24 protein-coding genes and 1 tRNA gene are annotated in these 22,719 nt (G+C 38.2%); 17 read left to right on the top strand and 8 right to left on the bottom strand.

Annotated elements, in window-relative coordinates:
* Window positions 1-185: 185 nt before the first annotated feature.
* Window positions 186-914 (top strand): hypothetical protein, encoded by a 729-nt coding sequence (locus QNI22_RS21520; RefSeq protein ID WP_314513870.1) that lies wholly within the window; start codon window positions 186-188, stop codon window positions 912-914.
* A gap of 23 nt (window positions 915-937) precedes the next feature.
* On the opposite strand, the gene aac(6') is transcribed toward QNI22_RS21520, so the two are convergent.
* From aac(6') to QNI22_RS21505, 3 genes are all read right to left on the bottom strand, one after another.
* A complete protein-coding gene (gene aac(6'), locus QNI22_RS21515; protein WP_314513868.1) occupies window positions 938-1,396 on the bottom strand; it encodes an aminoglycoside 6'-N-acetyltransferase in 459 nt (152 codons plus the stop codon).
* Between the two features lie 69 nt (window positions 1,397-1,465).
* Window positions 1,466-2,158, bottom strand: coding sequence for a hypothetical protein (locus tag QNI22_RS21510; protein WP_314513866.1), 693 nt, complete (start codon window positions 2,156-2,158; stop codon window positions 1,466-1,468).
* 91 nt (window positions 2,159-2,249) lie between these two features.
* Window positions 2,250-2,864: a Crp/Fnr family transcriptional regulator gene (locus tag QNI22_RS21505; protein WP_314513864.1), complete on the bottom strand. Its 615-nt coding sequence runs from the start codon at window positions 2,862-2,864 to the stop codon at window positions 2,250-2,252.
* 357 nt (window positions 2,865-3,221) lie between these two features.
* On the opposite strand from QNI22_RS21505, the gene QNI22_RS21500 reads away from it, so the two are divergent.
* From QNI22_RS21500 to QNI22_RS21490, 3 genes are all read left to right on the top strand, one after another.
* Window positions 3,222-3,295: transfer RNA gene (locus tag QNI22_RS21500), tRNA-Trp, on the top strand.
* Window positions 3,296-3,328: 33 nt separating this feature from the next.
* On the top strand, window positions 3,329-4,777 hold the full coding sequence (locus tag QNI22_RS21495) for an anthranilate synthase component I family protein (RefSeq protein ID WP_314513863.1): 1,449 nt from the start codon (window positions 3,329-3,331) through the stop codon (window positions 4,775-4,777).
* Between the two features lie 46 nt (window positions 4,778-4,823).
* Window positions 4,824-5,312, top strand: a complete 489-nt coding sequence (locus tag QNI22_RS21490) for a GNAT family N-acetyltransferase (protein WP_313982845.1) — start codon at window positions 4,824-4,826, stop codon at window positions 5,310-5,312.
* Here QNI22_RS21490 and QNI22_RS21485 read toward each other — a convergent pair.
* Window positions 5,309-5,716 carry a type II toxin-antitoxin system death-on-curing family toxin gene (locus tag QNI22_RS21485; protein WP_313982846.1) on the bottom strand — a complete coding sequence of 136 codons (408 nt, stop codon included), beginning with the start codon at window positions 5,714-5,716 and terminating at the stop codon, window positions 5,309-5,311. The two genes, QNI22_RS21490 and QNI22_RS21485, sit on opposite strands and share 4 nt — an antisense overlap.
* 1 nt (window position 5,717) lies before the next feature.
* Window positions 5,718-5,918, bottom strand: a complete 201-nt coding sequence (locus QNI22_RS21480) for a hypothetical protein (RefSeq protein WP_314513860.1) — start codon at window positions 5,916-5,918, stop codon at window positions 5,718-5,720.
* A 67-nt stretch (window positions 5,919-5,985) separates the two neighbouring features.
* Between QNI22_RS21480 and QNI22_RS21475 the strand changes: the two genes are divergently transcribed.
* The 8 genes from QNI22_RS21475 to QNI22_RS21440 all read left to right on the top strand — a co-directional run bounded on the left by QNI22_RS21475 (window position 5,986) and on the right by QNI22_RS21440 (window position 11,717).
* Entirely contained in the window at window positions 5,986-6,552 is a 567-nt protein-coding gene (locus QNI22_RS21475) for an anthranilate synthase component II (protein WP_314513859.1), read from the top strand.
* A 24-nt stretch (window positions 6,553-6,576) separates the two neighbouring features.
* Complete coding sequence (locus QNI22_RS21470; protein WP_314513858.1) at window positions 6,577-6,966, top strand: tautomerase family protein; 390 nt, start codon at window positions 6,577-6,579, stop codon at window positions 6,964-6,966.
* A gap of 112 nt (window positions 6,967-7,078) precedes the next feature.
* The gene (locus tag QNI22_RS21465) at window positions 7,079-7,870 is read left to right on the top strand and encodes a hypothetical protein (protein ID WP_314513857.1); all 792 of its coding nucleotides are present in this window, start codon (window positions 7,079-7,081) and stop codon (window positions 7,868-7,870) included.
* On the top strand, window positions 7,867-8,853 hold the full coding sequence (gene trpD / locus QNI22_RS21460) for an anthranilate phosphoribosyltransferase (protein ID WP_314513856.1): 987 nt from the start codon (window positions 7,867-7,869) through the stop codon (window positions 8,851-8,853). The genes QNI22_RS21465 and trpD overlap by 4 nt, the downstream gene beginning before the upstream one ends.
* A gap of 335 nt (window positions 8,854-9,188) precedes the next feature.
* Window positions 9,189-9,599: a type VI secretion system tube protein TssD gene (tssD, locus tag QNI22_RS21455; RefSeq protein WP_313982854.1), complete on the top strand. Its 411-nt coding sequence runs from the start codon at window positions 9,189-9,191 to the stop codon at window positions 9,597-9,599.
* A 51-nt stretch (window positions 9,600-9,650) separates the two neighbouring features.
* Window positions 9,651-10,049, top strand: a complete 399-nt coding sequence (locus QNI22_RS21450; RefSeq protein ID WP_314513854.1) for a hypothetical protein — start codon at window positions 9,651-9,653, stop codon at window positions 10,047-10,049.
* Between the two features lie 67 nt (window positions 10,050-10,116).
* Window positions 10,117-10,917 (top strand): indole-3-glycerol phosphate synthase TrpC, encoded by an 801-nt coding sequence (gene trpC / locus QNI22_RS21445; protein ID WP_314513852.1) that lies wholly within the window; start codon window positions 10,117-10,119, stop codon window positions 10,915-10,917.
* Between the two features lie 146 nt (window positions 10,918-11,063).
* Window positions 11,064-11,717: a phosphoribosylanthranilate isomerase gene (locus QNI22_RS21440; protein WP_314513851.1), complete on the top strand. Its 654-nt coding sequence runs from the start codon at window positions 11,064-11,066 to the stop codon at window positions 11,715-11,717.
* Between the two features lie 13 nt (window positions 11,718-11,730).
* Here the strand turns inward: QNI22_RS21440 and QNI22_RS21435 are convergent, their stop codons facing one another.
* Entirely contained in the window at window positions 11,731-11,886 is a 156-nt protein-coding gene (locus QNI22_RS21435) for a hypothetical protein (RefSeq protein ID WP_314513850.1), read from the bottom strand.
* A 132-nt stretch (window positions 11,887-12,018) separates the two neighbouring features.
* Between QNI22_RS21435 and trpB the strand changes: the two genes are divergently transcribed.
* From trpB to QNI22_RS21415, 4 genes are all read left to right on the top strand, one after another.
* On the top strand, window positions 12,019-13,218 hold the full coding sequence (gene trpB / locus QNI22_RS21430) for a tryptophan synthase subunit beta (RefSeq protein WP_314513848.1): 1,200 nt from the start codon (window positions 12,019-12,021) through the stop codon (window positions 13,216-13,218).
* A 418-nt stretch (window positions 13,219-13,636) separates the two neighbouring features.
* A complete protein-coding gene (locus tag QNI22_RS21425; protein ID WP_314513846.1) occupies window positions 13,637-16,924 on the top strand; it encodes a SusC/RagA family TonB-linked outer membrane protein in 3,288 nt (1,095 codons plus the stop codon).
* Between the two features lie 9 nt (window positions 16,925-16,933).
* The gene (locus QNI22_RS21420; RefSeq protein ID WP_314513844.1) at window positions 16,934-18,391 is read left to right on the top strand and encodes a SusD/RagB family nutrient-binding outer membrane lipoprotein; all 1,458 of its coding nucleotides are present in this window, start codon (window positions 16,934-16,936) and stop codon (window positions 18,389-18,391) included.
* A 170-nt stretch (window positions 18,392-18,561) separates the two neighbouring features.
* Entirely contained in the window at window positions 18,562-19,092 is a 531-nt protein-coding gene (locus QNI22_RS21415) for a hypothetical protein (RefSeq protein ID WP_314513843.1), read from the top strand.
* 1 nt (window position 19,093) lies between these two features.
* Here the strand turns inward: QNI22_RS21415 and QNI22_RS21410 are convergent, their stop codons facing one another.
* Window positions 19,094-19,507, bottom strand: a complete 414-nt coding sequence (locus QNI22_RS21410; protein WP_314513841.1) for a hypothetical protein — start codon at window positions 19,505-19,507, stop codon at window positions 19,094-19,096.
* 222 nt (window positions 19,508-19,729) lie between these two features.
* On the bottom strand, window positions 19,730-20,161 hold the full coding sequence (locus QNI22_RS21405; RefSeq protein WP_314513840.1) for a YkvA family protein: 432 nt from the start codon (window positions 20,159-20,161) through the stop codon (window positions 19,730-19,732).
* Between the two features lie 257 nt (window positions 20,162-20,418).
* On the opposite strand from QNI22_RS21405, the gene QNI22_RS21400 reads away from it, so the two are divergent.
* The gene (locus QNI22_RS21400; RefSeq protein WP_314513838.1) at window positions 20,419-22,374 is read left to right on the top strand and encodes a sialate O-acetylesterase; all 1,956 of its coding nucleotides are present in this window, start codon (window positions 20,419-20,421) and stop codon (window positions 22,372-22,374) included.
* The last annotated feature ends 345 nt before the right edge of the window (window positions 22,375-22,719 follow it).

The raw sequence follows: 22,719 nt of genomic DNA, 5'->3' as shown, positions 1-22,719 counted from the left end.
TGATTTAATTTATGACTCAAATGAGGGAGCACATAGGTCTGGAAATCGGATTCAGAAATATAGACAGGCAACTTGTTCATATTTGTTTTTCACTAAATATACATCATTTTTCAACTAAACAAACCCAATATCTAAACCTGGAATCAACTATATTTATTAGCTTAGAGTAAAACGAAATAATGTTTATGAAAACATACTTGTTCTTCTTGTCTATTGGGGTTTCGTTATCTGCTTTGGGACAAAGCACTCCATCCGGATATGATGCTCAGCAAAATCTGAATATGGCAGGTGGAGTTGGTGGGAGTGGTATGACTGTAGTACGTGGGTTTGATAACAGATATGAGGGATTACGTGGGTCTCCTTATTTGCTGCCACATTGGTGTAATGCTGATGTAACTCTTGCCAATAGCAAGATACAGAATGATGTACCTGTAAAATACGATATATACTCCAATCGACTGGTAATGCGACGTCCGCAAGGTGATTCAGCAATTGTTGTATCTTCCTCTGTGAAAGGGTTTCTGCTGAAAGATGTTCTTACAGGTCAAAATAGACTTTTTGAACGGTTCCCGGATTTAAAGACCGACGATACTATTCTGAAAGAAGAATATCTGGAAGTGTTATATGAAGGAAAAACGGCACTTTTGGTTCGATACGATAAAAAAGTACTGAAAGCTAGCTATCAGGGTGCTTATAGTTCTGGTCGTACCTATGATGAACTGATGGATGATAAAAGTTACTATATCCGCAAAACTGATGGAACAATAAATAAAGTGAAATTAGGCAAGAAAGCTGTATTGGAACAGTTAAATGCCTCAGATGATTTGAAAAAGTTTGTAGAAAAAGAAAAACTGGATTTAAAAGAAACCAAAGATGTGATACGATTGATGGAATTTGCAGATAAGCAATCCTGATACCAAGCGGATAATCTGCCTGGTTAGGGTATATCTTTAATGAAAGCTATTAATCGGGCAGATTCTTTGAAACCCATGTTTGTATGAAAGTCATAGCTTGCCTGATTATCAATATAAATGTCAGATCCAACCTGATGACACCCTTTATCCTTTAACCATTTCTCCCCATGCTGAAATAATGCCTGTGAGATCCTCATTCGTCTAAAGGCTGGTTTTACATATATTCCTTCCACATAACCGGTAGGAGTGGAATCAGAACCTTCTACATAGTCAGTACGAATAGAAAGATGAAGAAACGCCACATTCTCACCCTGATGGCTAAATAGATAAATAACATGATTTTCCGGGGTTTGCAAAAGCTCCAGAAAATCATGTTTGAGTTCTTCATACTCATTGTCTGGCCATAAATCTAAACCCATTTGAGTGAGTTCATCCAGATGTTGTTCTGATGCAGTGATAATAGATTGGGTAGAACGATTCACAGTTGTAAATAGCAAGAATACCAGAGCCTAAATATAGACTTTTTCAGATATTCCTAAAAGACTTGCTAATTAATTCAAGGTAGGTAAGTTGATAGTGTAAAGGAGCTGCCGGATAGAGGCAATATGGGATAGTAAGACCAGAGGAACAACACAGCTAGGCAACCAGACAAATGGAAAGTATAAGACTGCAATATTGGGCTGGTCAAAACCAAATTGTTGAAATGGATAGGGAAAAGATAGGATGGCATGAATAACCACGTTTAGTAAAAGAGCCAGGCACAATATATTCCATACTAACAGTACTGTTCGGTTCAGTTGCTGGCGAACAAATCCAAAATAATATATAAAAGGAGCAGAAAGTCCGGACAATATATCCAGATTCCTTCCTTCAAATGTCATTACCTCAGGAATAACCTTATAGCTGAAAAGCCAGAACAATACTAGTTCTACAGGTATACGAATACTGTGTAAAAGAGTTAGTGTTTTAATGTCTAGTTGGGATAAGAAGTTTTTTCCTGAGGGGGTAATACTAAGTATGAATATAAAAAGTACTGGCGGAGCAAGAAAGAAAATGGAACGGGGAGGAACAGCTTCTATATTAGAATAAAACCCTGTATAACTTACTATCATTTGTAGAATTAACCAAGACAAGATCACAAACAATGTAATTCTGGATTGCCCTGCTGCTTTATAAAAAACAAAAACAGTAAGAAGTGTAATTACCACAAAGACCAGGCTGATGTGCAATGGGAGTGTTTCCATGATGTTAGTGGGATGATTGTTAAGAACAATACAAAGGAAGCACACTATATAGACACTATTCTTGCCAAATGACAAGAAATGTATGAATAGCTTATTTTCGGCTAAATTCTTTTCGAATTCGACTGAGTGAGGTATCTGTTATACCCAGAAAGGAGGCGATGGTTTTTAAGGGAGCATTCTGAAATATTTCAGGATTAGTATGTAACAGTTTGGCGTAACGTTCTTCGGCAGTATCTGTGATCATAGATAACATGCGTATTTTTAAAGCAGAAAACCCCTGAACCAGCATAGAACGACCAAATTCTCTGAATTCAGGAATGGAATGAAACAGTTGGTTTACCTCTTCGTACGTGATACACCACCCGCTACAATCAGTCAATGCCTGAATATTTTCTCTGGATGGAATACGATTGAAGAAAGAGGAAACTTCAAATACAACCTGATTCTGAGCATAAAAGTTGGTGGTTACTTCATTGCCCTCTGTATTATGGGCAAAGGCTCTCATAAATCCTGTATCGAGAAAAAGGTATTCATTCAGAATCTGGCCTTCCTGTAAATGGAAATCATATTTGTTGATGTGTTTTACCCGAAAACAAGAAGCGATTTCTATAGCTGTAGTGGCAGAAACAAGATTGGTGCTTCTGAGAAAGTGAATAAGTTTTTCCTGATTGTTATGATTGGATGAACTGTATAAAGAATGTTTCATTTGGTGGAGATATACTTTTAAATACTCAAATGGCTAACTTTAAGTCAAAATAATGAATCGCATTGATTTTACAGTAAAATGATATTTTGAAATATTCTTAGTTACTTTCCAAACTATAAAATTTTATCAGCTAGAAATTCATATAAAAAAAATATGACTTTAGTCTTGCATTTTAAAAAGACACTTCTTTATCTTTGTGATATACTATTTTAGACACATGAAATCAAATCTGGTAAATACTGCATGGTGGTGGCACATTTCAAATCGGAATGTGAACGGCCCTGCATTGTAATGCCATAAGAAGATATATTCAAAAGGCTTGCTGTTCACATAACAGCAAGCCTTTTTTGTTTTCACACAGGAGTAGTTTAATGGTAAAATGTCTGTCTCCAAAACTGAAGTTCGGGGTTCGAGTCCCTGCTCCTGTGCCAGATCTATCTATAATTCTTTAAACGGTTAGAACCATGTCTTTTCAAGTCCATACACGTTATCGACAACTTCTTGCAGACACAGTCACTCCTGTCAGTATTTACCTTAAATTAAGAGATAAGTTTGTTAATACCATTTTGCTGGAAAGCTCAGATTATCATGGTAATGAAAACTCATTTTCTTATATCTGCTGCCAGCCAGTTGCCAAATTTGAAGTTGCCGGAAACTATATTCTTGAGCAGTTTCCGGATGGTTCAAGTCGTTCTACAGAGATTCAGGAGAGAACCCAGGTATTGACCGCATTGGAAGCCTTCGGCAAAAGCTTTCAGAAATCTGAAAAAGACAAGTTTCCATTTATTCATAATGGGTTGTTTGGGTATATGTCTTACCCATCTGTACAATATTTTGAAGACATTGACCTTAAGGATACCCATTCTATTCCAGATATCATCTATCAGGTTTTTCGGTATGTAATAGCCATTAACCACTTCAAAGATGAGATGTTTGTCTTTGAGCATGAGTACAAGAATACAGAAGGAAAGTTGGTATATAAAGAAGCAGAACCACAAGAGAGTAATCTGAACTACCTGATTTCGTTGATTCAAAACCTGAATTATCCATCTTATCAATTTAAGCTTCAAGGGGCAGAACGCTCCAATCTGACAGACGAAGAGTTTCTGGCTATATTGGAAAAAGGAAGATACCATTGCAAGATTGGTGATGTATTTCAGATTGTACTCTCCAGACGTTTTGAACAGCAGTTTCAGGGAGACGAGTTTAATGTATACCGGGCACTGCGTTCTGTAAATCCCTCTCCGTATCTGTTCTACTTCGACTATGGCAATTTCAAAATATTTGGTTCTTCCCCGGAAACACAAATTTCAATCAAAGGAGATACTGCTGCCATCTATCCGATAGCTGGAACTTTCCGGAGAACAGGCAATGACCAAGCAGATGCAGAACTAGCCCAAAAGCTATATGATGATCCTAAAGAAAATGCAGAACATGTAATGCTGGTAGATCTGGCCCGTAATGATTTGAGTCGCCACAGCCATGATGTCACGGTCGAAACATTCAAAGAAATACAGTATTACTCTCACGTAATTCACCTAGTTTCCAAAGTAACTGGAGAAATAGAGCAACAAACAAATCCCCTGCAATTGGTAGCCGATACCTTCCCTGCCGGAACCCTTTCCGGAGCCCCTAAACACAAAGCTATGCAACTCATAGATCGGTACGAACCTACAAGCCGGAGTTTTTATGGTGGCTGTATTGGTTTTATGGACTTCAATGGAGATTTTAATCATGCCATTATGATCCGATCTTTCCTAAGCAAAGACAATACACTATATTATCAGGCTGGAGCTGGTGTTGTATTTAAGTCTCAGATAGAGAGTGAATTGCAAGAGGTAAATAACAAGATTGCAGCTTTGCGGCGGGCAGTGCAGCTAGCTGGCGTAAACCTTAATTATGACCACGATTAAGGTATAAACCGGATAATCTGAAAATTCATTCTTAACATACATATCCATGAAAGTAGAACTCGCCACACTGGAAGATGCCGAAGAAATTCTGTATCTGCAAAAGCAGGCCTATCTATCAGAAGCCTTGCTTTACAACGATTTATCCATTCACCCAATAGTACAGAGTATTCGTTCTATTCGGGAAGAGTTTAAAAAAAGCTGGGTATGGAAAATACAGGATGGAAAAGCAATTGTAGGTTCGGTTCGTGCATTTGTAGATCAGGATACCTGTCATGTTCGAAAACTGATTGTCAAACCAAGTCATCAGAATAGAGGGTTGGGGACATTATTGATGAACACAATAGATGAATCAATAACTCAGGTAAATCGATTTGAATTATTTACCGGACATAAAAGTTTGAAAAATATTACTTTATATCAGAAGCTGGGCTACGAGCCTTTTCGGCAAAAGCCTTTACATGAGGGACTTACTCTGGTATATATGGAAAAGAAAACAGATAGTACAAGAGCTTTATCAGAAGAAAGCTCTTGTTAAGCAGTTGCTTTGACAATATGTTCTTTAAACCATTTTTGAAGCCGCTCCAATGTATACTTACCGGAAGCAACTTCCAGAGTGAAATCAATCAAAACCTGATCAGGCAGATCCGGATTGATTTTGTAACCATTAACCAGCAAAAAAATCATGGCTGATTGCAGACCAGTACGTTTATTTCCATCTGAGAAAATATGATTGGAAACAATACTGAACATATATACACCTGCTTTCTGATAAATTTCCGGATAGATAGGTTCGCCAAATATTTCAGAACAGACAACTTCCAGTAAATAATCGAGGCGCTCCTCATTGAGGAAATTGCAGGGTAGCGCAAAATTACCGCCAAACCGATCTGTTTGGTGTTTATTGACAGCAATGATTTGTTTTTTAGATAAGTGCAGCATATTAGGCTAAGACTTTCCAGACCTCTTGGTATTGGTCTGAGGTAGATTGAAGAAGTTGTTCAAAGATAGACCCTGCAATGGAGTCTATATCAGATGACTGATTCTTTAATTGTTGAATATGAACCAGTAACTCATCCAGACAATGATCAGGTACTTCCTGAATTTCTTTTACGAGAAGTTTTCTTTTTTCTGATGAAGGCATAGTGCAAAGAAATACGCGATATATTTTACAATAAAAAAATAAGAATTCATATTTTAAAACTCTTGCCATGAGAATTTTAGTGATAGACAATTACGATAGTTTTGTGTATAATCTGGTACACTATCTGCGTGAAATGGGGCATGAACCTGTGGTGTACCGCAATGATAAAATTACCTTGGAGGAAGTAGATGCATTTGACAAGATTTTACTTTCTCCAGGACCCGGTATTCCATCAGAAGCTGGTATTATGCCTGAACTTATTAAAAAATACGCGCCAACTAAAAGCATTTTGGGTGTTTGTCTGGGACATCAGGCAATTGGAGAGGCATTTGGTGGTACACTGGAGAATATGACAGATGTGTTGCATGGCATTGCTACCCCTGCTTTTGTTCAAAAATCAGATGAACTTTTATTTGAAGGTATTCCTGCTCAATTCAACACCGGGCGTTACCATTCCTGGACAGTTGTTTCAAAGAATTTTCCTGAGAGCCTTGAAATTACGGCTGTTGATAATGAAGGTCGTATTATGGCACTGGCACATAAAACCTATGATGTTAGAGGAGTCCAGTTTCATCCGGAAAGCATCCTGACCGAACATGGGAAAAAGATGCTGGAAAACTGGTTGAGCAACTAGAGCCATCTGTTTGTCGATAGAACTATGTCACAGATTAAGATTTTTGGGATAAAAGAACAGCTGCAACCTGTTCGTAATAGATTATCTGATACTATACATCAGTGTATAGTAGATGTTCTTCATCTGCCTATAGGTAAGAGGGCTCATCGGTTCTTGTATCTGGAAAAGGAAGATTTTTTCTTTCCTGAGGATCGAACGGAACAGTATACAATTATCGAAATTACTATGATTGCCGGGAGAAAAACAGAAACAAAGAAGAGATTGATTCAGGAGTTATTCTATCGGATTGAAGCAGAGGTAGGAATTCGGAAGATGGATCTGGAAATTTGTATTTATGAATCTCCTGCTTGTAACTGGGGATTCAGAGGTATGAATGGCGATGAAATCCAACTGGATTATACAATTGGAGTCTAGATAGAAAACTATTTGGGATTAATTGATTGTCAAATGTTTACAATTCTCTAAGAAGTAGTACTATATCTGTAATCATCGTAAAGATATTTTGTACTAACTCTTTTATAAAATTATGGCGGCACTTGTCACCTTTGGAATTTGCTTAGCAATTGTTATTGCATTACTGATTATTCTTTCGCTTATAATGGGGCCGGGATTCTTTATGGTAATACTTATTCTACCTGTAATAGTAAGCGAAGGTATTACTGGAGAAACAGGGACCTTCAATCCCAATGGTAGCGGAAAAAAGTCTCCTCTTTTTAACCTGTTGATGGCCTTTTTTACAATAACTCAGGTGTTGCTGGTTGCAGGATTTTTATTTGGACTTTATGTATTGATTGCAGGACTTCCTATGGTAAGTAAAGAAGTCGTTACCAGCAGCAGAGAAGTATTATCACCCCTTCAAATTTATCGCCTGCAAACGGTGAATCTGTTGCTTTGGTTGTTGACTGGCACATTCATCTGCATGTGGATATTTAACATTATACGGTTTGGTGAGCATATAAAAAAAATGACACCATCTTCAATATTTTGGGCTTATATTCTGCCATTGCTAACTTATCCGTTTGCTTTTCTATTTCTGGTGACTACTCATAAATATCTTGCAGAATATCCTAATGGAGACCAGCACATTGGATTTTTTTCAAAAGCAGCTGGAGTAATATACATCATTTACCTGTTTTCTTCCCAGATACATGCATTAATTACCTATGTTACCATTTTACGAAGACATAATGCGCAATTGGGTTTTCAATACTGGTTTAGCCTAGGGGCAAGTTTGTTCTATAAAGTAGTTTTCATCTATTTCGTTGTCCGTATCCTAATGTCTTTATATTGTATTTGTTTTTATTATTTTACTATATGAAAGAGATCTTAAATCATTTATTAGCCTATAAAACTTTATCCAAGAAAGAAGCCCGGCAGGTATTGGTAGATATTGCTCAGGGAAAATACACCTCTGTACAGATTGCAGCCTTTATGACTGTATATATGATGCGTAGTATTACTGTGGAAGAACTGGAAGGATTTCGGGATGCCATGCTTGAATTATGTATAGCATTGGATGTCACAGATTTTGATCCGATGGATGTTTGTGGTACAGGAGGAGATGGCAAGGACACCTTTAACATTTCCACACTTTCTGCATTTGTGATCGCAGGAGCCGGACAAGCTGTTGTAAAACATGGTAATTATGGTGTATCTTCTATTTGTGGGAGTTCAACTGTGATGGAATATCTGGGATATAAATTCACAAATGATAAAGGACTGATCAACAAAAGTCTGGAAGAAGCAAACATTTGTTTTTTGCATGCCCCGCTGTTCCATCCGGCTATGAAAAATGTAGCTCCTGTTCGTAAGGAACTGGGTGTTAAAACCTTTTTTAATATGTTGGGACCCATGGTTAATCCTGCATTCCCTAAAAAACAGATGGTGGGAGTCTATAGTCTTGAGATTGCTCGTCTGTATGCGTATTTGTATCAACGTACGGATAAGAGCTTTTCTATTGTACATGCCCTTGATGGCTATGATGAAATATCCCTGACAGGTGATTTTAAGATTATTGGTAATCAAGCCGAAAAAGTTTTCTCTCCCAAAGACCTGAACCTTCAGATGGTACAGGCTGATGAAATTTTAGGTGGAAGTTCTGTAGAGGCTTCTGCTAAGATTTTTATGGATGTACTTATCAATGAAGCTACTCCTGCACAGAAACAGGCAGTGCTAGCAAATGCTGCATTTGGGCTTCAGACTGCCAAGCCTGAGTTAACGGTACTGGAGGCCGTAGAGATGGCACGTGAGAGTCTGGAAAGTGGCAAAGCCTTACAGAGTTTTCAAAAATTGGTTGCCTGAAAATAGAATAACTAATAGTGGCTGATGAATAAGTAAATTGTTGGTAATCAATGATTCACAATATAGTAAATAGATAAGGGACAATACCTGAAAACTATTCAGCGTATTATAGTTACGGATTAAAAGGTGATTTCTTTCTGAATTCTAATTGTTTTTAGTTAATTTACCTTATTGAATCCTGTTTACAGAAATAGCAAAGACAAATTTTCCTCTTTTAAGAAAATTTGTCTTTGTAAGAATTAGATAGAGACTGTTGTAAAACAGTCTCTTTTGAATTGCTGTCTATTGCTGTAAAATCTATAATTTGCTGCACGTTAATTTGTTGATTTTCTGATATGTATAAAATTCGTCTAGAATTGGATAAAAGAACATACGATTTACAATCGTGTTATTACTCCTGTTACAACTCTCCACCCTCTGTGTCAGATTCTGAAGATGACTATTATGCCGGCTCACCCCATAGTATGACCTGGAATGTGAAACCTTCGAAAGTAGACCAAGAATTAATAGACTGGTGTACACTGACCCGGCAGGAAACCAAAAGTGGAAAAATTACAATTTCAGAAGCAGAAAGTAATGCTCCACTTAAGATCATCACTTTTCAGCAGGCGTTTTGTTCTGGATTTAGTGAATCCATCGATTCAAACTATGACTATAATCAAAGTCCTGTTACCATCACAGTAACAGTACAAACTATAAATGTTAGATTGCTTAATGCAGGAAGGGGCATTACCTATCCAAACTGAGCGTATCTGAGATAGATTTGATGTGTTTATTTGGTTTGTATTATTTATAACATGAGCGATTTAGAGTTTAATTCAGATTCCATTCATCCTGAGTATCACGCTGTAGAGCGTACTATCAAAGAGATTGAAAAACAGTTGAAAATAGTTGAAATCAAAAAATTATACATTCAGAGAGACTATTTAGACCAACTGAATAAATACAATAAACTTCTTTTAAAGTTAAGGGAACTTCAACTCGGCAAAGGAACAACCATGACCGCAGAAGCTGCTCGTAAACACCGCATTAAAGTATTGGAGCAAAAACTTATTGCCATGGGAGTACCTTCAGAACCAGATATGTCAGAACTGGAGGCCGAACGATTGATGTTAGATGCCAGATTGCAGGCACATATGAAAATCAATGCTTCGTTGCTGGCTTCTGACGCTGTTCGGCGCGACCGTTGGAATTAATTGTGCCTGAAATAAAGGCTTACTAAATACTAATTTCCCTGTAACCTGGATTCTGAAATGTAAGATTATGAATATTCTAGATGAAATTATTGCCCACAAAAAAGGTGAAGTCGCAGAACGCAAATCTCTGACTGCTGTCTCTGTACTGGAAAAGAGTGATTTGTTTGGGCGCAAAACAGTATCGTTGAGAGAGTCACTGTTGAATCCGGAGAAGAGTGGAATCATTGCTGAACACAAACGTAAATCACCTTCCAAGGGAATTATTAATCAACAAGTTTCAGTAGAACAAGTAACTACTGGTTACACACAAGGTGGTGCTTCTGCATTGTCAGTGCTTACTGATCAGAAATATTTTGATGGAACAGATGAGCATCTTTTGCGTGCACGTAAAGCTAATCCAGATACACCTATTTTGCGGAAGGATTTTGTGATTGATGAATATCAGTTAATTGAAGCAAAAAGCTTGGGTGCAGATATTATTTTACTTATTGCTGCTAACCTTACGCCTAATCAATGTAAACAATTGGCAAAAGCTGCTAAAGCATTAACATTGGAAGTATTACTGGAAGTGCATAATCTGGAAGAGTTAGAGTCTTCTGTGAATGAATATATAGATGTGATTGGTGTAAATAACCGTGATCTTAAGCGGATGAAAACAGACATCAATATCTCCAAAGAACTTTCAGAGCGTATTCCGGGAGAATTTCTCAAGATTTCAGAAAGTGGTATTCATCTTCCGGAAGTTTTACAGGATCTGAGACATAATTATGGATACAATGGTTTTTTGATAGGAGAATATTTTATGCAACATTCTGATCCGGGAGTTGCGTTTTCTAACTTTGTTGCTGATATAAAGCAAATGGCTTAGTATCAGGTGTTTGTGTGTTGAGTTGGAAAAATTATATCCCTCATTTCAAGTTGTTGGGTACTATTGGATTTCTTTAAGAAAAATCTTACTTTCGTACAAAATTCAGAAACCGTAACGGTTTTTTCTCCCAACAAAATACACTTGGTATGCTTAAAATCAAAGTCTGTGGAATGAGGGACTCTGCTAATATTCAGTCTGTCTTAGCTTTAGAGCCTGATTTTATGGGATTTATCTTCTTTGAAAAATCTCCACGTAATGTAGGGGAGGAGTTAGATGCAGAACTTTTGAAGTCTTTTCCCAGAACGACCAAAAAAGTGGGTGTATTTGTAAATGCTCATCCGGACTTGATCCTGAAAAACGTAAAGAAATACAATCTGGATATTGTTCAACTGCATGGTGATGAGCTTCCAGATGTAGGCAAGAATATACGAAACAGGGGGATAACCGTTATTAAAGCCTTCAACCTTGATGAAAATTTTAATTTTGCACGGTTGAACAATTATAAACCCCACTGTGACTATTTTCTGTTTGATGCGAAGGGAGCTGCGCAAGGTGGCAACGGGATTACATTTGACTGGAATCTGTTGCAGCGATATGATAATGAAAAGCCATTTTTCTTGAGTGGAGGATTAAACATAGAGAGTCTGGATGCTATTGTTGCCCTAAAGAATAAAGGATTAAATTTATATGGAGTAGATATCAATAGTCAATTTGAAGTTAGTCCAGGCATAAAGAATGTAGAGAAAGTAAAAGAGTTTATTGACAAGTTGCATGTAGCGTTTAAAGAAACGCTGGCATAAATAGAGAAATAGATTAGAGAAGAGATGCAAAGGCATCAGAATAATTATTCATCAAATGGATAACTGGAGGTTGCTGTTGCGTCAGTATGGGTAGATTGGTATTAGGAAAAGAGTCTGTTAGTAAGTGGATAGTGGTATATCTCTCATCTATCGAATAGCGTTTAGACATTTTTACATATATATATTGCCTTCCTCTTGCAACAGTTTACTGTTGCCATTCTACTAAGACTCTACATTGCTACGACTGATGTGATACACATAAGATGTTTTGATTCAAGTTGGACCTAACAATTTTACAATAATGGAATTAATCGAGAAAAGTGCTTTTGCTGTAAATGAGCAAGGATATTATGGCAGTTTTGGAGGGGCATATATTCCCGAGATGCTTTACCCGAATGCAGAGGAGTTAAAAGAGAACTACCTGAAGATTATTTATGATCCAAAATTTCAAGAGGAGTTTCATACATTGTTGCGTGATTATGTTGGCCGGCCAACACCTTTATATTTAGCTAGTCGTCTGTCAGAAAAATACAATGCGCAGATTTATCTTAAACGTGAAGACCTGTGTCATACAGGAGCGCATAAAGTCAATAATACAATAGGGCAGATACTGGTAGCTAAACGTTTGGGTAAAAAACGAATTGTGGCTGAGACAGGGGCAGGGCAACACGGAGTAGCCACAGCTACTGTATGCGCATTGATGGGAATGGAATGTATTGTCTACATGGGTGAGATAGATATCCAACGGCAAGCGCCTAATGTGGCTCGTATGAAAATGCTGGGGGCAGAGGTGAGGGCAGCTACCTGTGGTAGCAAGACACTAAAAGATGCTACCAATGAGGCTATGAGACATTGGATTAATAATCCTGTTGATACCCATTATATTATTGGCAGTGTAGTTGGATTCCATCCGTTTCCGGATATGGTAGCCCGTTTTCAGTCTGTTATATCTGAAGAGATTAAAAAACAATTACTGGAAAAAATAGGAAGAGAAAATCCGGATTATGTGATTGCTTGTGTAGGAGGTGGAAGCAATGCTGCTGGTGCATTCTATCATTATCTGGATGAAAGCGATGTGAAATTGGTTGCTGCCGAAGCTGCCGGACAGGGTGTAAACTCTGGACATTCTGCTGCCACAACGTTTTTAGGTAAGCCAGGCATCTTACATGGTAGCCGTACGATTCTGATGCAGACTGAGGATGGACAGGTTACAGAACCATATTCTATCTCCGCAGGTCTGGATTATCCCGGTATTGGGCCTATTCATGCACACTTGTTTGAAACAAACCGTGCAATTTTTGCTGCTATTACTGACCAAGAAGCATTACAGGCTGGTTTGGAGTTAAGTAGAATGGAAGGAATTATTCCTGCCTTGGAGTCTTCGCATGCTTTGGCTTACCTGAAATATATGAAGAACACAGGGAATGAAGTGATTGTGGTTAACCTTTCAGGCCGTGGAGATAAAGATTTGGCAACGTATAGCAGAGAATTAGGGCTGTAAGATGCTTTCTTGAGAAAGTGAAACAAAAAATCCATTACGTACAAGTAATGGATTTTTTGTTTTTATATAGTTGATTTTCTGATATTTGTAATTTTTTATATGTAAATATATTTGTGTAGAAATACGAAAGGTAACTATTATAATGATAATGTAGTGGGTGATATATTTAGTTTTATTTTATTTTTGTTACTTAATTTAAGTATTTTTAGATATTTACTGTTTTCGTGTTTGTGGTTTTCAATATGTATAATTTTTTATTTTTACTGAATAATATTCTGTATTTTATATAGTATACATTATTAAAATTTCGTTATATGGTGTATTTGTAAAATTTTATTCAGATTCGGGTTTGTTTTGTAGTTTTTGTTTTGGTAAGTTCAGTATACCTTAACCTTAACCTTAACTTCCAAACAAACTTATGAAGAAACTTCTACTAGTAAAGTCACTTGTAGTGACCTTTAGCTGTGCTATAGTGTCAATGCAGGTAGCTGCTCAAAGTCGCCTTATAACAGGTAAAGTGACTGCGTCAGACGATGGATCATCATTACCTGGAGTAAGTGTTGTTGTAAAAGGTACTACTACCGGTACTACCACTGATGCTACTGGTAAATATTCTATCAGTGCGGAACCTTCTGCTACATTAGTATTTAGCTTTATTGGGTTTGCCATTCAGGAAGCTCCTGTTGGAAATCGGACCTCAGTAGACATAAAACTTTTACCTGACACCAAACAATTAGGTGAGATTGTTGTAACAGCCCTTGGATTAAAAGAAGACAAAGACAAATTTGCTTCTTCTGTTAGTACAGTAAAAGGTCCTGCTATTGCCAAGTCTGGTGAAACAAGCTTATTGACTGGCTTAAGCGGCAAAGCCTCAGGGGTATTGATCACCCGAAACGGAGGTGATCCGGGGGCAGGCGCTTATATTCAGATACGAGGGCAAAATACAATCAATGGTAGTGCTCAACCTTTGTTCATTGTAGATGGTATCCCTGTCAGCAATTCTTTTGATAACACTGCTGCCGCTGGCAATGCTATAGTACAACAATCACGTATCAGCGACATCAATCCGGAAGACATTGAATCTGTTGAAGTATTAAAGGGGGCCTCTGCTGCTGCCTTATGGGGGACCAGAGCTGCCAATGGAGTAGTCATTATTACAACTAAAAAGGGAAAAGATACAGGAGGCAGAGTAAATATATCCCTGAAGTCTACAGTTTCAATTGACGAAGTGAATAAGATCCACAAACTTCAACGAACTTATGGACAAGGCAACAATGGATTTTATAATCAGGGTGATCGGACTTCATGGGGGGATAAAATTGCCGATCGTACAGGTGGTGAAGATACCTATATTACAGATCCAGCAGCTGCAGGATATGGTGGCTATGTGACCTTTGCAGATGGCACAAAACGATATGCTATTGCTTCAGGAAATACTAGCAATCCACATGGAGGAAAGAATTCAACACAAACCTATGATCATACAAAAGACCCTTTCAGAACAGGATATTTCTTTGATAATACACTAAGTATTACAGGAGGAAATGCCAAAACGAATTATTCTGTTAGTTATGGCAACCTGAATCAGCAGGGTGTAGTGAAAAGCTTTAGTGATTATAAGCGTAATACTGCCAGAGTAAATGTTTCCAGTCAATTTACTGATTGGTTACGAGCATCTTCCAGTGTGGGATATACAAATAGTAAATCTACCCGTATTCAACAAGGTGATAACCTGGATGGAATTTTGCTGGGTGGGCTGCGAACATCTCCTGATTTTGATAACTCTGAATACGTGGGTACTTATACTGATGCCTCTGGAACAACCTATCCGAATCGGCATGTTTCCTATCGAAATCCTTTGGGGGCGTCTACTAACCCTCGTTACTCCAACCCTTTATGGAATATTAACAATAATAAAAATACTACCAATGTAGACCGTATCATGGGTAGTGTTGAAATAGGTATAGATCCTGTAAACTGGCTGAACATCACAGGAAGGGCAGGAGTTGATAATTTTGTTGATGATCGGATAGAACGATTCCCAATCTATTCTGCTTCATTTAACTCGGGTTTCCTTTCCAAGTATATTATTACCGAAAAACAGTTTAACACAGATTTATTTGCCCGAGCTACAAAAAAGCTTGGTACAGGTTTCGATGCTACCTTATTGGTAGGAGTAAACTATAATAGTCGGTTGAGAAGCTGGTTGTATAGTCAGATTACCGATTTTATTGTACCCAGTGCTCCTGATATTCTGACAAACGCCCAAAATACAAATCTGCAAGCTTCCAATTATACTTCACTAATGCGTACCTATGCCTATTATGCACAGGCAGAGTTACAAGGATACGATCAATTCTTTTTAACACTGACAGGACGTAGTGAAAGTGCCTCAACCTTTGGTGCTAAAGCAAACAGTAGTTTCTTTTTCCCATCTGCGGCTTTAGCCTGGCAGTTTACGAAAATAGCTGCATTACACGAAAATCCAGTACTGAGTTTTGGTAAACTTCGTGTAAACTGGGGACAGGTAGGTATTCAACCTCAACCTTATAAAAACTTTACTACTTTCTCTCCTGCTTCATATAGTGATTCATATGCCAGTAGTCTACAATCTAAAAGTTCATTGTATGGTGGTGGATTTACAAGAGATAATACAGCCGGAAATGAGTTTTTAAAACCTGAACGTAAGACCGAGACTGAAATAGGAACTGACCTCCGCTTCTTTAATGATCGCATCAACTTGTCAGTAACTTATTATTCCAATCATACCAAAGATGTTATTCTGGATATAGATACTCCATCAGAAACCGGATTTACAAATACTTCGAAAAATGCAGCTACTCTTTCCAATAAAGGTATTGAAATCGAGCTCGGGGGTGACATCATTCATAAGGGAGATTTTAGCTGGTCTATAGCTGCCAATTATTCTCAAAACCGGAATAAGATAGTTTCTCTTGCTGGATTGACTGTGTATTCTTTGCCTGGTAGCTATGGGGGGTCTTCTTTAATTCCAGGGCAACCCTTTGGCGTGTTTTACGGAACAGACTTTCTTCATGATGACAAAGGTAAATACATTCTGGATGCCAACGGGTTTGTGCAAGGTGGTACTGAGAGTGAAGTTATCGGAAACCCTAATCCGAAATGGAGAGGAGGTTTAACCAATACATTTACCTATAAGGGACTTTCTTTAGCGGTATTGTTTGATGCTGTGCATGGTAATCAGTTTTACAATGGTACTCGTGGGGCATTGTATACCTTTGGTACTCATGCTGATAATGGACATGAAGTAGTGTCTGATGTGGATCTGAAAACAGTGGATGGAAAAATCATAACCGCTGGAACACCTTTCAGAGGGGCTATTAAAGACTTTGGTGGAGGTCCGGTAGCTTTAACACAAGCCTGGTTTCAGGATAGAGGGACATCCTTTACTTCGGCTTCTGCCAAACAATTTATAGAGGATGCCTCTGTTGTTAGATTACGAGAGGTATCACTGAATTATAGTTTGCATAGCGAAGGATTTCGCAAAGCTACCAAGCTATCTTCTATTGATTTTAGTCTGACAGGTCGTAATCTGCTTCTCTGGACACCGTTTACAGGGGTTGATCCTGAAATTAATATTACAGGTGCGGGTATCGTTCGTGGTGAAGACTGGTTCAGTAATCCCAATACCCGTTCATTCTTATTCTCTGTAAAAATCAACTACTAAAAGATGCTTATGAAAAAGATATATACTTCTAAATTATTCCTTTCTGTCTCTCTGCTTATCGGACTTTCATCTTGTAAAGATTTATTTAATGACCCTCGTATCAAGAGCAATCCCAATGCTGTTTCTGACGTGGAGGTGCAAACGCTACTTTCTGGTACATTGGTAGGGATAAGTGAACTTCATGAAGATACAGATGTACGAATTTCCTACATGTGGGCTGGACAGTTAACAGGATTGAGTCGACAGCACCTGGGATTGGCTCAGTATCAGGTATCTTCTGGCACATTTGACTGGGGAAACCTATATCCGATAGCTGCGCAGGCACGCCTTATACAAACTAAAGCGGATGCATTAGGTGATAAATGGACAAAAGGAGTTGGACAGGTAGCAGAAGCACTGCTCATTGCAAAGGCAACGGCTTTTTGGGGAGATGTGCCTTACTCTGAGGCTTTTGATCTTGTTGCCTATCCCACACCTGTCTTTGATTCTCAGGAAGAGGTATACACAGAACTGCTTGCTACACTAGATAAAGCTATTGAAAATTTGTCGGCTTCCAGTGGACTAGACTTTGCCGGACAGGATTTTATCTATGGTGGAGATCCTGGACTTTGGAAAAAAGCAGCTTATTCTCTGAAGGCTCGCTTGCATCTTCATTTAGGCGATTATGCCAAAGCTGTAGAAAATGCTAATCTGGGGATTTCCAGTGTGGGAGAAGATGCGTTGATCCCGCATGGAGAAAGCCAGGGTATAGATCAGAATCTGAATTATGATTTCTTTGTCAATAACCGTCCTGGAGATACAGGATTTGATCCGCCTGCATTTTTACCTGGATTCTTAAAAGCACATGCCAATGCAAAAACAAATGAGACTGCTCTATATAATCATTTTTTTAAGGTTGGTATTACAGGCACAGGTGCGTTGGACCCCAATACGGAAGATGGATTTTTTAAGGTTGATTCCAGGCAGCCAATTTTAAGTTATTTCGAAACACAGCTGATTCTGGCAGAAGCATTGGCTCGTCAGAATCAACTATCAGATGCAGTAACTGCTCTGAATAATGTTCGGGAGGTACTGGCTACTGGATATATTAACGGAAATAGTATTCCTGGGACCTATGTCACAATGGGTTTGAAATATGAGAATTATGTCTTATCGGATTTTGCTCCGGGAGGCCTGGCCAATCCTGTCTCTAGTGGACGGGATCAGCAGAGTGGTTTATTATATGAGATCATCGCTCAGAAATACATTGTTATGCTGGCCCAGTATGAAGTATACAATGATGTTAGACGACTGGCTAAAGCTACTCCTGTTGTGCAATTAAATATTCAGCCTATTGTGACAACGCCAACAGGTAGTTTGCCACAGCGATACATTTATCCTCAGACTGAAATCAATACAAACCCCAATGTACCCAAAGCGGGTAATGGGGTGGCTGACCAATATCAGACGCTGCCTATTTTTCAATAAAGACACAAGGGAAAATGCAAGTGAGTTTAAGTTTCTTTATTAATTTATCTCATAGGTGTTTGGAACAAGACATATTCACTGAGTATGTCTTGTTTTATTTTGATGAATAGAAAACCGTTTTACTGTTTGAGTATTTTACTATCCGGAAGATTTTTCTTTTCTTGCCTTCCATGACAGAAAGACGACTGACACTATTTCCTTCAGATCCCTGGTTTGTAACTGAGGATAACGATTTATTTAAGGAACGACTGATTAGAATCGGTTTCTGGGAGCCTAGTGAAAATAGTAGTTCAGGTTTTATTCTTGGGCGATTGTTCCGTGAGCTATTGGAAGGGACTTTTGAAGGAATTGAATACTATCATATTCCGGCCTGGCTGGAAATTTATGAACAGCCTAAGTTGCAGATTGGAAGTGATTTTCAGAATCTCACAACTGTAAAGTCTCCTTATGGAAAAGAGATAGGAGATCTGGATATGGCAAGAGAATTGATTTTGGATTTACGGGAAAATCCTGATGCGATCTGGCAAGAGCCTCGCTTTCGGCAGAATATTCCTATCTATGAACTCGATTTTGAAAATTATGTTGCATTTGGTAGACAATTTTTGCAGTTAGGCATCTATTTAAAGCCTACAGAATCGTTTTTGAATTTGTTAAAAGAGTCACTGGAAATGGAATATCGCTATGCTAATTATTGGGAGTAAGTTACCGATGCCAGATTGCCTTTTTTCCATCCGAACCTGTAAAAACCATCGTATTGCCCTCAATGTAGTATGATCCTGACAACTGTTGGTCTTCCGGAAGATTCTGTCCGTTTATGGAAGTAATGTATATCTTGCCTTCCTTACTATACCACGTCCCTCTTTCTGTAGGTGCTGACCATTCATTGCTCACTTTTGCGGCTTCTCTGCTTACACTTTTTCCCAAACTTGCACCTCTTTCAAATGTACCATTTTCATGAAGGACCCATTTGACGCGGGTAACCTTGTCTATAAATGTTTTACCAGAGCCACTACTAGCATTGATAGTATAAATCCAGACACCAACAAGTTGAGGGTCCAAATCCCGTGTTGGAAAATAAAAGGAAAGCAAGAGGCTAACCATCAAGAAGAGTTTCATAGGATGTAGGTTCTATAGGCTATTGGTATTCTTATAATCAAGCAGGTAAACATGATAGATATGCTTGGTTATGAAGTCTATAAGGAATCTTAAAGGTATTGAAAAAATGATAAAGATAATACGTATCTACTCTAGCGACAGGTAAAAAACAAAGCTCTATGCTAAATAGGTTTTATCCAGCATAGAGCTTTATTTACAAAATAGATTTGTATGATTATCAGATTAGTTATCTGAAACAGAAATAGCCTGGGCTGCTTCCCATTCCTGAAAACGTTTGATCTCTTCAGTGCATGACGACAAAACCCATAGGACGATTGCAATGTCATCTGAAAATCCCAAAACAGGCAATAAGTCGGGAATGAAATCAAGCGGAGAAACAAAATAGACCAGCGCTGCCACAATTTTTACCAATGTAGTCCAGGGAATAACTTTGTAGTCTCCTTTTACATAAGCCCGGATCATCCGGCTTAGTGTTTGCAGATTAGACACAAACGTATTATCTGTCAAACTGCCACTTTTTACAGAAACGTTTTTCAACAAATCCCATAATCCAGCACTATTACGCAATAAACGGCTGGCCCGACGCTGAGAACGTTTAAAGAATACAGATTGTAAGATGCGATAAATCAGTGAATCGGATGAGGATGTTTGCATAATTCAGGATCTGGTTGTAATACGTTATTAATGATAAATAATACAAAATGTAACCTGTTTATCTCATGTAATTGGCTATTAGGTGTACTATTTTAATTTAGTAGGTGTTACTGTCTGGTATCTATACAGTAGAACAGGTAGAAATTATGACAAATTTCGTTCCATTAAAATTATCCATTTATTTTGAATTTAAGTTATATGTATAACTTATCTAGTAAATTACATTAAAATTTCAGACCACATCTATTTTTAATGACATGAAATATTTTTCAGTGATTGTATGGGTATTGCTGACAGCAAGTATCTCTCATGCTCAGGTACGGGTTGCTCATATTTTTGGAGACCATATGGTTCTTCAACGGAATAAGGAGATTCCCGTTTGGGGATGGGCATCTTCCAAAGAGAAGGTTACCGTTAAGCTTGGGGGACAAACAAAAACAATACAGGCTGGATCTGATGGAAAATGGATGGTAAAGTTTGCTGCTATGCAAGCAGGGGGGCCTTTTCAATTGTTAATCAGTGCTAAGTCAGGTAAAATAACACTAAACGATGTTTTAATAGGTGAGGTTTGGATTTGTTCTGGACAATCTAATATGGAATGGCCAGTAAACAGATCTGACAACGCAGATAATGAAAAGCAATCTGCTACATTTCCACAAATACGGCATTTTAAAGTTGCTAATAGTCTTAGTTTAAACCCTGAAGCAGATTTGAAAGAGGGGGAATGGAAAGTTTGCTCTCCTGAAACAGTGGGAGATTTTACTGCTGTTGGATACTTCTTTGCAAGAAGTCTCTATCAGAAACTAAATGTACCTGTTGGATTAATTAATACGTCTTGGGGAGGCTCACAAGTGGAAGGGTGGATTAGTAAGGATGCAATGCTGTTGTCTGATGTGTTGAAAGACTATGCGACAACAATGCCACAAAGCTGGGAAGGTGCAAATACTTCTCTGGACAAACAACTTAAAAGAAATGCTTTTGGTAAGGAAGATGTGGTTTTGACCAGTGAAGATGAAAGAAAATATACTCAGCCAGATTATGATTTCTCAAGATGGAGAGATGGATCTGCACCAGGATCTTGGGATTGGCAGGGATTCTGGGCTTATAGAGGTAATGGGTATGCAGAAAAGACAATTACCATTCCTGCTTCTATCGCAGATCAGACTTCTACATTAGGCTTTGGTCAGAATGATAGTCCTGGACAAGTATACCTCAATGGTAAATTGATCTGGGAAGGGGCATTAAAAGGAAGACGGAAAATCGAGGTCCCTGCTCATACCTGGACAGCAGGAAAAAATACATTGTTGTTAAAGTTTGGTGTTACAAAAGAACCCAGTTGGTTCGGAATGGGCTTACATGGTGCCCCCGAAGATTTTTATGTACAAACTGAGACCGAACGTATCAACTTGAACGGTTCCTGGAAAAATATGCCAGCTATTGCTGATAAATATGAGTTTGCTCATTTGCAGAATAACATGGGGACAATTATATATAATGCTATGGTCCATCCGCTGATCCCCTACGCATTTGAGGGTGTAATCTGGTACCAGGGAGAGGCAAATGCCGGACGGGCCTATCAATACCGGAAAACATTTCCACTACTGATTAACGACTGGAGACAACGGTGGGGTAATACGTTTCCTTTCTTATTTGTGCAGTTATCAAGTTATGGCAGTACGCAAAGCAGTAACCAGGGGAGTAACTGGGCTGAACTCCGCGAAGCACAAACAATGACTCTACAACTTCCACAAACAGGGATGGTAGTAACTACTGATATTGGAAATCCTGCAGACATCCATCCCACTAATAAGCAGGATGTAGGAAAGCGGTTAGCTGCCAGCGCTTTGAAAATAGCCTATCAGAAAGATATAACATATAGTGGCCCTATGTATACCTCTGTAAAATATGAAAAAGGTAAAGCTATCCTATCATTTCAGTTTGCGGATAAGGGCTTGGTAGCAAAAGATAAATATGGGTATCTGAAAGGATTTGAGATAGCTGGTGAAGATAATGTATTTTATTATGCCAAGGCTGAAATAATAGGTAATCAGGTTGTTGTTTACCATCCCAAAGATGCTGTGCCCGTTTCTGTCCGATACGCATGGACTGATGCGCCTAGTGAAGCAAATCTTTTTAATACAGAAGGCCTTCCTGCTTCTCCTTTCCGTACTGATACATGGACATCTATTACTACTAATGAGAAGTTTCATTAGTGAAATGTAGTCATGACTACATTTTGTCTGAGAACTTTATGCTGCTAAATATGTAAAAGTATTCTCTTTCCGGATTAAGTCAAAAAATTGGGTTAATCCGGAAAGAGTGGACCGATTCTGATAGTTTCTAAAAGATTAGCTGCCGTAAAATTGATATACGGAAAGATGCTGATGCTACAAGCATATTTACAAGATTTCCACAGTTTTTCCTGCCTGTAATGAGAGCCCTTCCCTACCTGTTATATAAAATATCTGTAAATAAGTTGTTTAAGTTGTGTGCGAAGACAAAAGGATACGTGGAATGGTTCTAAACAAAATAGTACTATACTAATAAGTAATAAGTTA

It is taken from the genome of Xanthocytophaga agilis (assembly GCF_030068605.1).
In the GTDB taxonomy this organism is placed as follows: domain Bacteria; phylum Bacteroidota; class Bacteroidia; order Cytophagales; family 172606-1; genus Xanthocytophaga; species Xanthocytophaga agilis.
The sequence above is the reverse complement of the archived record's forward strand: the minus strand, read 5'-3'. Positions and strand labels throughout refer to the sequence as shown.

Excerpts from the sequence above, each read along its gene's own strand:
- QNI22_RS21520 (WP_314513870.1), top strand. The coding sequence starts at position 186 with ATGAAAACATACTTGTTCTTCTTGTCTATTGGGGTTTCGTTATCTGCT.
- QNI22_RS21510 (WP_314513866.1), bottom strand. The coding sequence starts at position 2,158 with ATGGAAACACTCCCATTGCACATCAGCCTGGTCTTTGTGGTAATTACA.
- QNI22_RS21505 (WP_314513864.1), bottom strand. The coding sequence starts at position 2,864 with ATGAAACATTCTTTATACAGTTCATCCAATCATAACAATCAGGAAAAA.
- QNI22_RS21495 (WP_314513863.1), top strand. The coding sequence starts at position 3,329 with ATGTCTTTTCAAGTCCATACACGTTATCGACAACTTCTTGCAGACACA.
- QNI22_RS21490 (WP_313982845.1), top strand. The coding sequence starts at position 4,824 with ATGAAAGTAGAACTCGCCACACTGGAAGATGCCGAAGAAATTCTGTAT.
- QNI22_RS21485 (WP_313982846.1), bottom strand. The coding sequence starts at position 5,716 with ATGCTGCACTTATCTAAAAAACAAATCATTGCTGTCAATAAACACCAA.
- QNI22_RS21480 (WP_314513860.1), bottom strand. The coding sequence starts at position 5,918 with ATGCCTTCATCAGAAAAAAGAAAACTTCTCGTAAAAGAAATTCAGGAA.
- QNI22_RS21475 (WP_314513859.1), top strand. The coding sequence starts at position 5,986 with ATGAGAATTTTAGTGATAGACAATTACGATAGTTTTGTGTATAATCTG.
- QNI22_RS21470 (WP_314513858.1), top strand. The coding sequence starts at position 6,577 with ATGTCACAGATTAAGATTTTTGGGATAAAAGAACAGCTGCAACCTGTT.
- QNI22_RS21465 (WP_314513857.1), top strand. The coding sequence starts at position 7,079 with ATGGCGGCACTTGTCACCTTTGGAATTTGCTTAGCAATTGTTATTGCA.
- trpD (WP_314513856.1), top strand. The coding sequence starts at position 7,867 with ATGAAAGAGATCTTAAATCATTTATTAGCCTATAAAACTTTATCCAAG.
- tssD (WP_313982854.1), top strand. The coding sequence starts at position 9,189 with ATGTATAAAATTCGTCTAGAATTGGATAAAAGAACATACGATTTACAA.
- QNI22_RS21450 (WP_314513854.1), top strand. The coding sequence starts at position 9,651 with ATGAGCGATTTAGAGTTTAATTCAGATTCCATTCATCCTGAGTATCAC.
- trpC (WP_314513852.1), top strand. The coding sequence starts at position 10,117 with ATGAATATTCTAGATGAAATTATTGCCCACAAAAAAGGTGAAGTCGCA.
- QNI22_RS21440 (WP_314513851.1), top strand. The coding sequence starts at position 11,064 with ATGCTTAAAATCAAAGTCTGTGGAATGAGGGACTCTGCTAATATTCAG.
- QNI22_RS21435 (WP_314513850.1), bottom strand. The coding sequence starts at position 11,886 with ATGTCTAAACGCTATTCGATAGATGAGAGATATACCACTATCCACTTA.
- trpB (WP_314513848.1), top strand. The coding sequence starts at position 12,019 with ATGGAATTAATCGAGAAAAGTGCTTTTGCTGTAAATGAGCAAGGATAT.
- QNI22_RS21425 (WP_314513846.1), top strand. The coding sequence starts at position 13,637 with ATGAAGAAACTTCTACTAGTAAAGTCACTTGTAGTGACCTTTAGCTGT.
- QNI22_RS21420 (WP_314513844.1), top strand. The coding sequence starts at position 16,934 with ATGAAAAAGATATATACTTCTAAATTATTCCTTTCTGTCTCTCTGCTT.
- QNI22_RS21415 (WP_314513843.1), top strand. The coding sequence starts at position 18,562 with ATGACAGAAAGACGACTGACACTATTTCCTTCAGATCCCTGGTTTGTA.
- QNI22_RS21410 (WP_314513841.1), bottom strand. The coding sequence starts at position 19,507 with ATGAAACTCTTCTTGATGGTTAGCCTCTTGCTTTCCTTTTATTTTCCA.
- QNI22_RS21405 (WP_314513840.1), bottom strand. The coding sequence starts at position 20,161 with ATGCAAACATCCTCATCCGATTCACTGATTTATCGCATCTTACAATCT.
- QNI22_RS21400 (WP_314513838.1), top strand. The coding sequence starts at position 20,419 with ATGAAATATTTTTCAGTGATTGTATGGGTATTGCTGACAGCAAGTATC.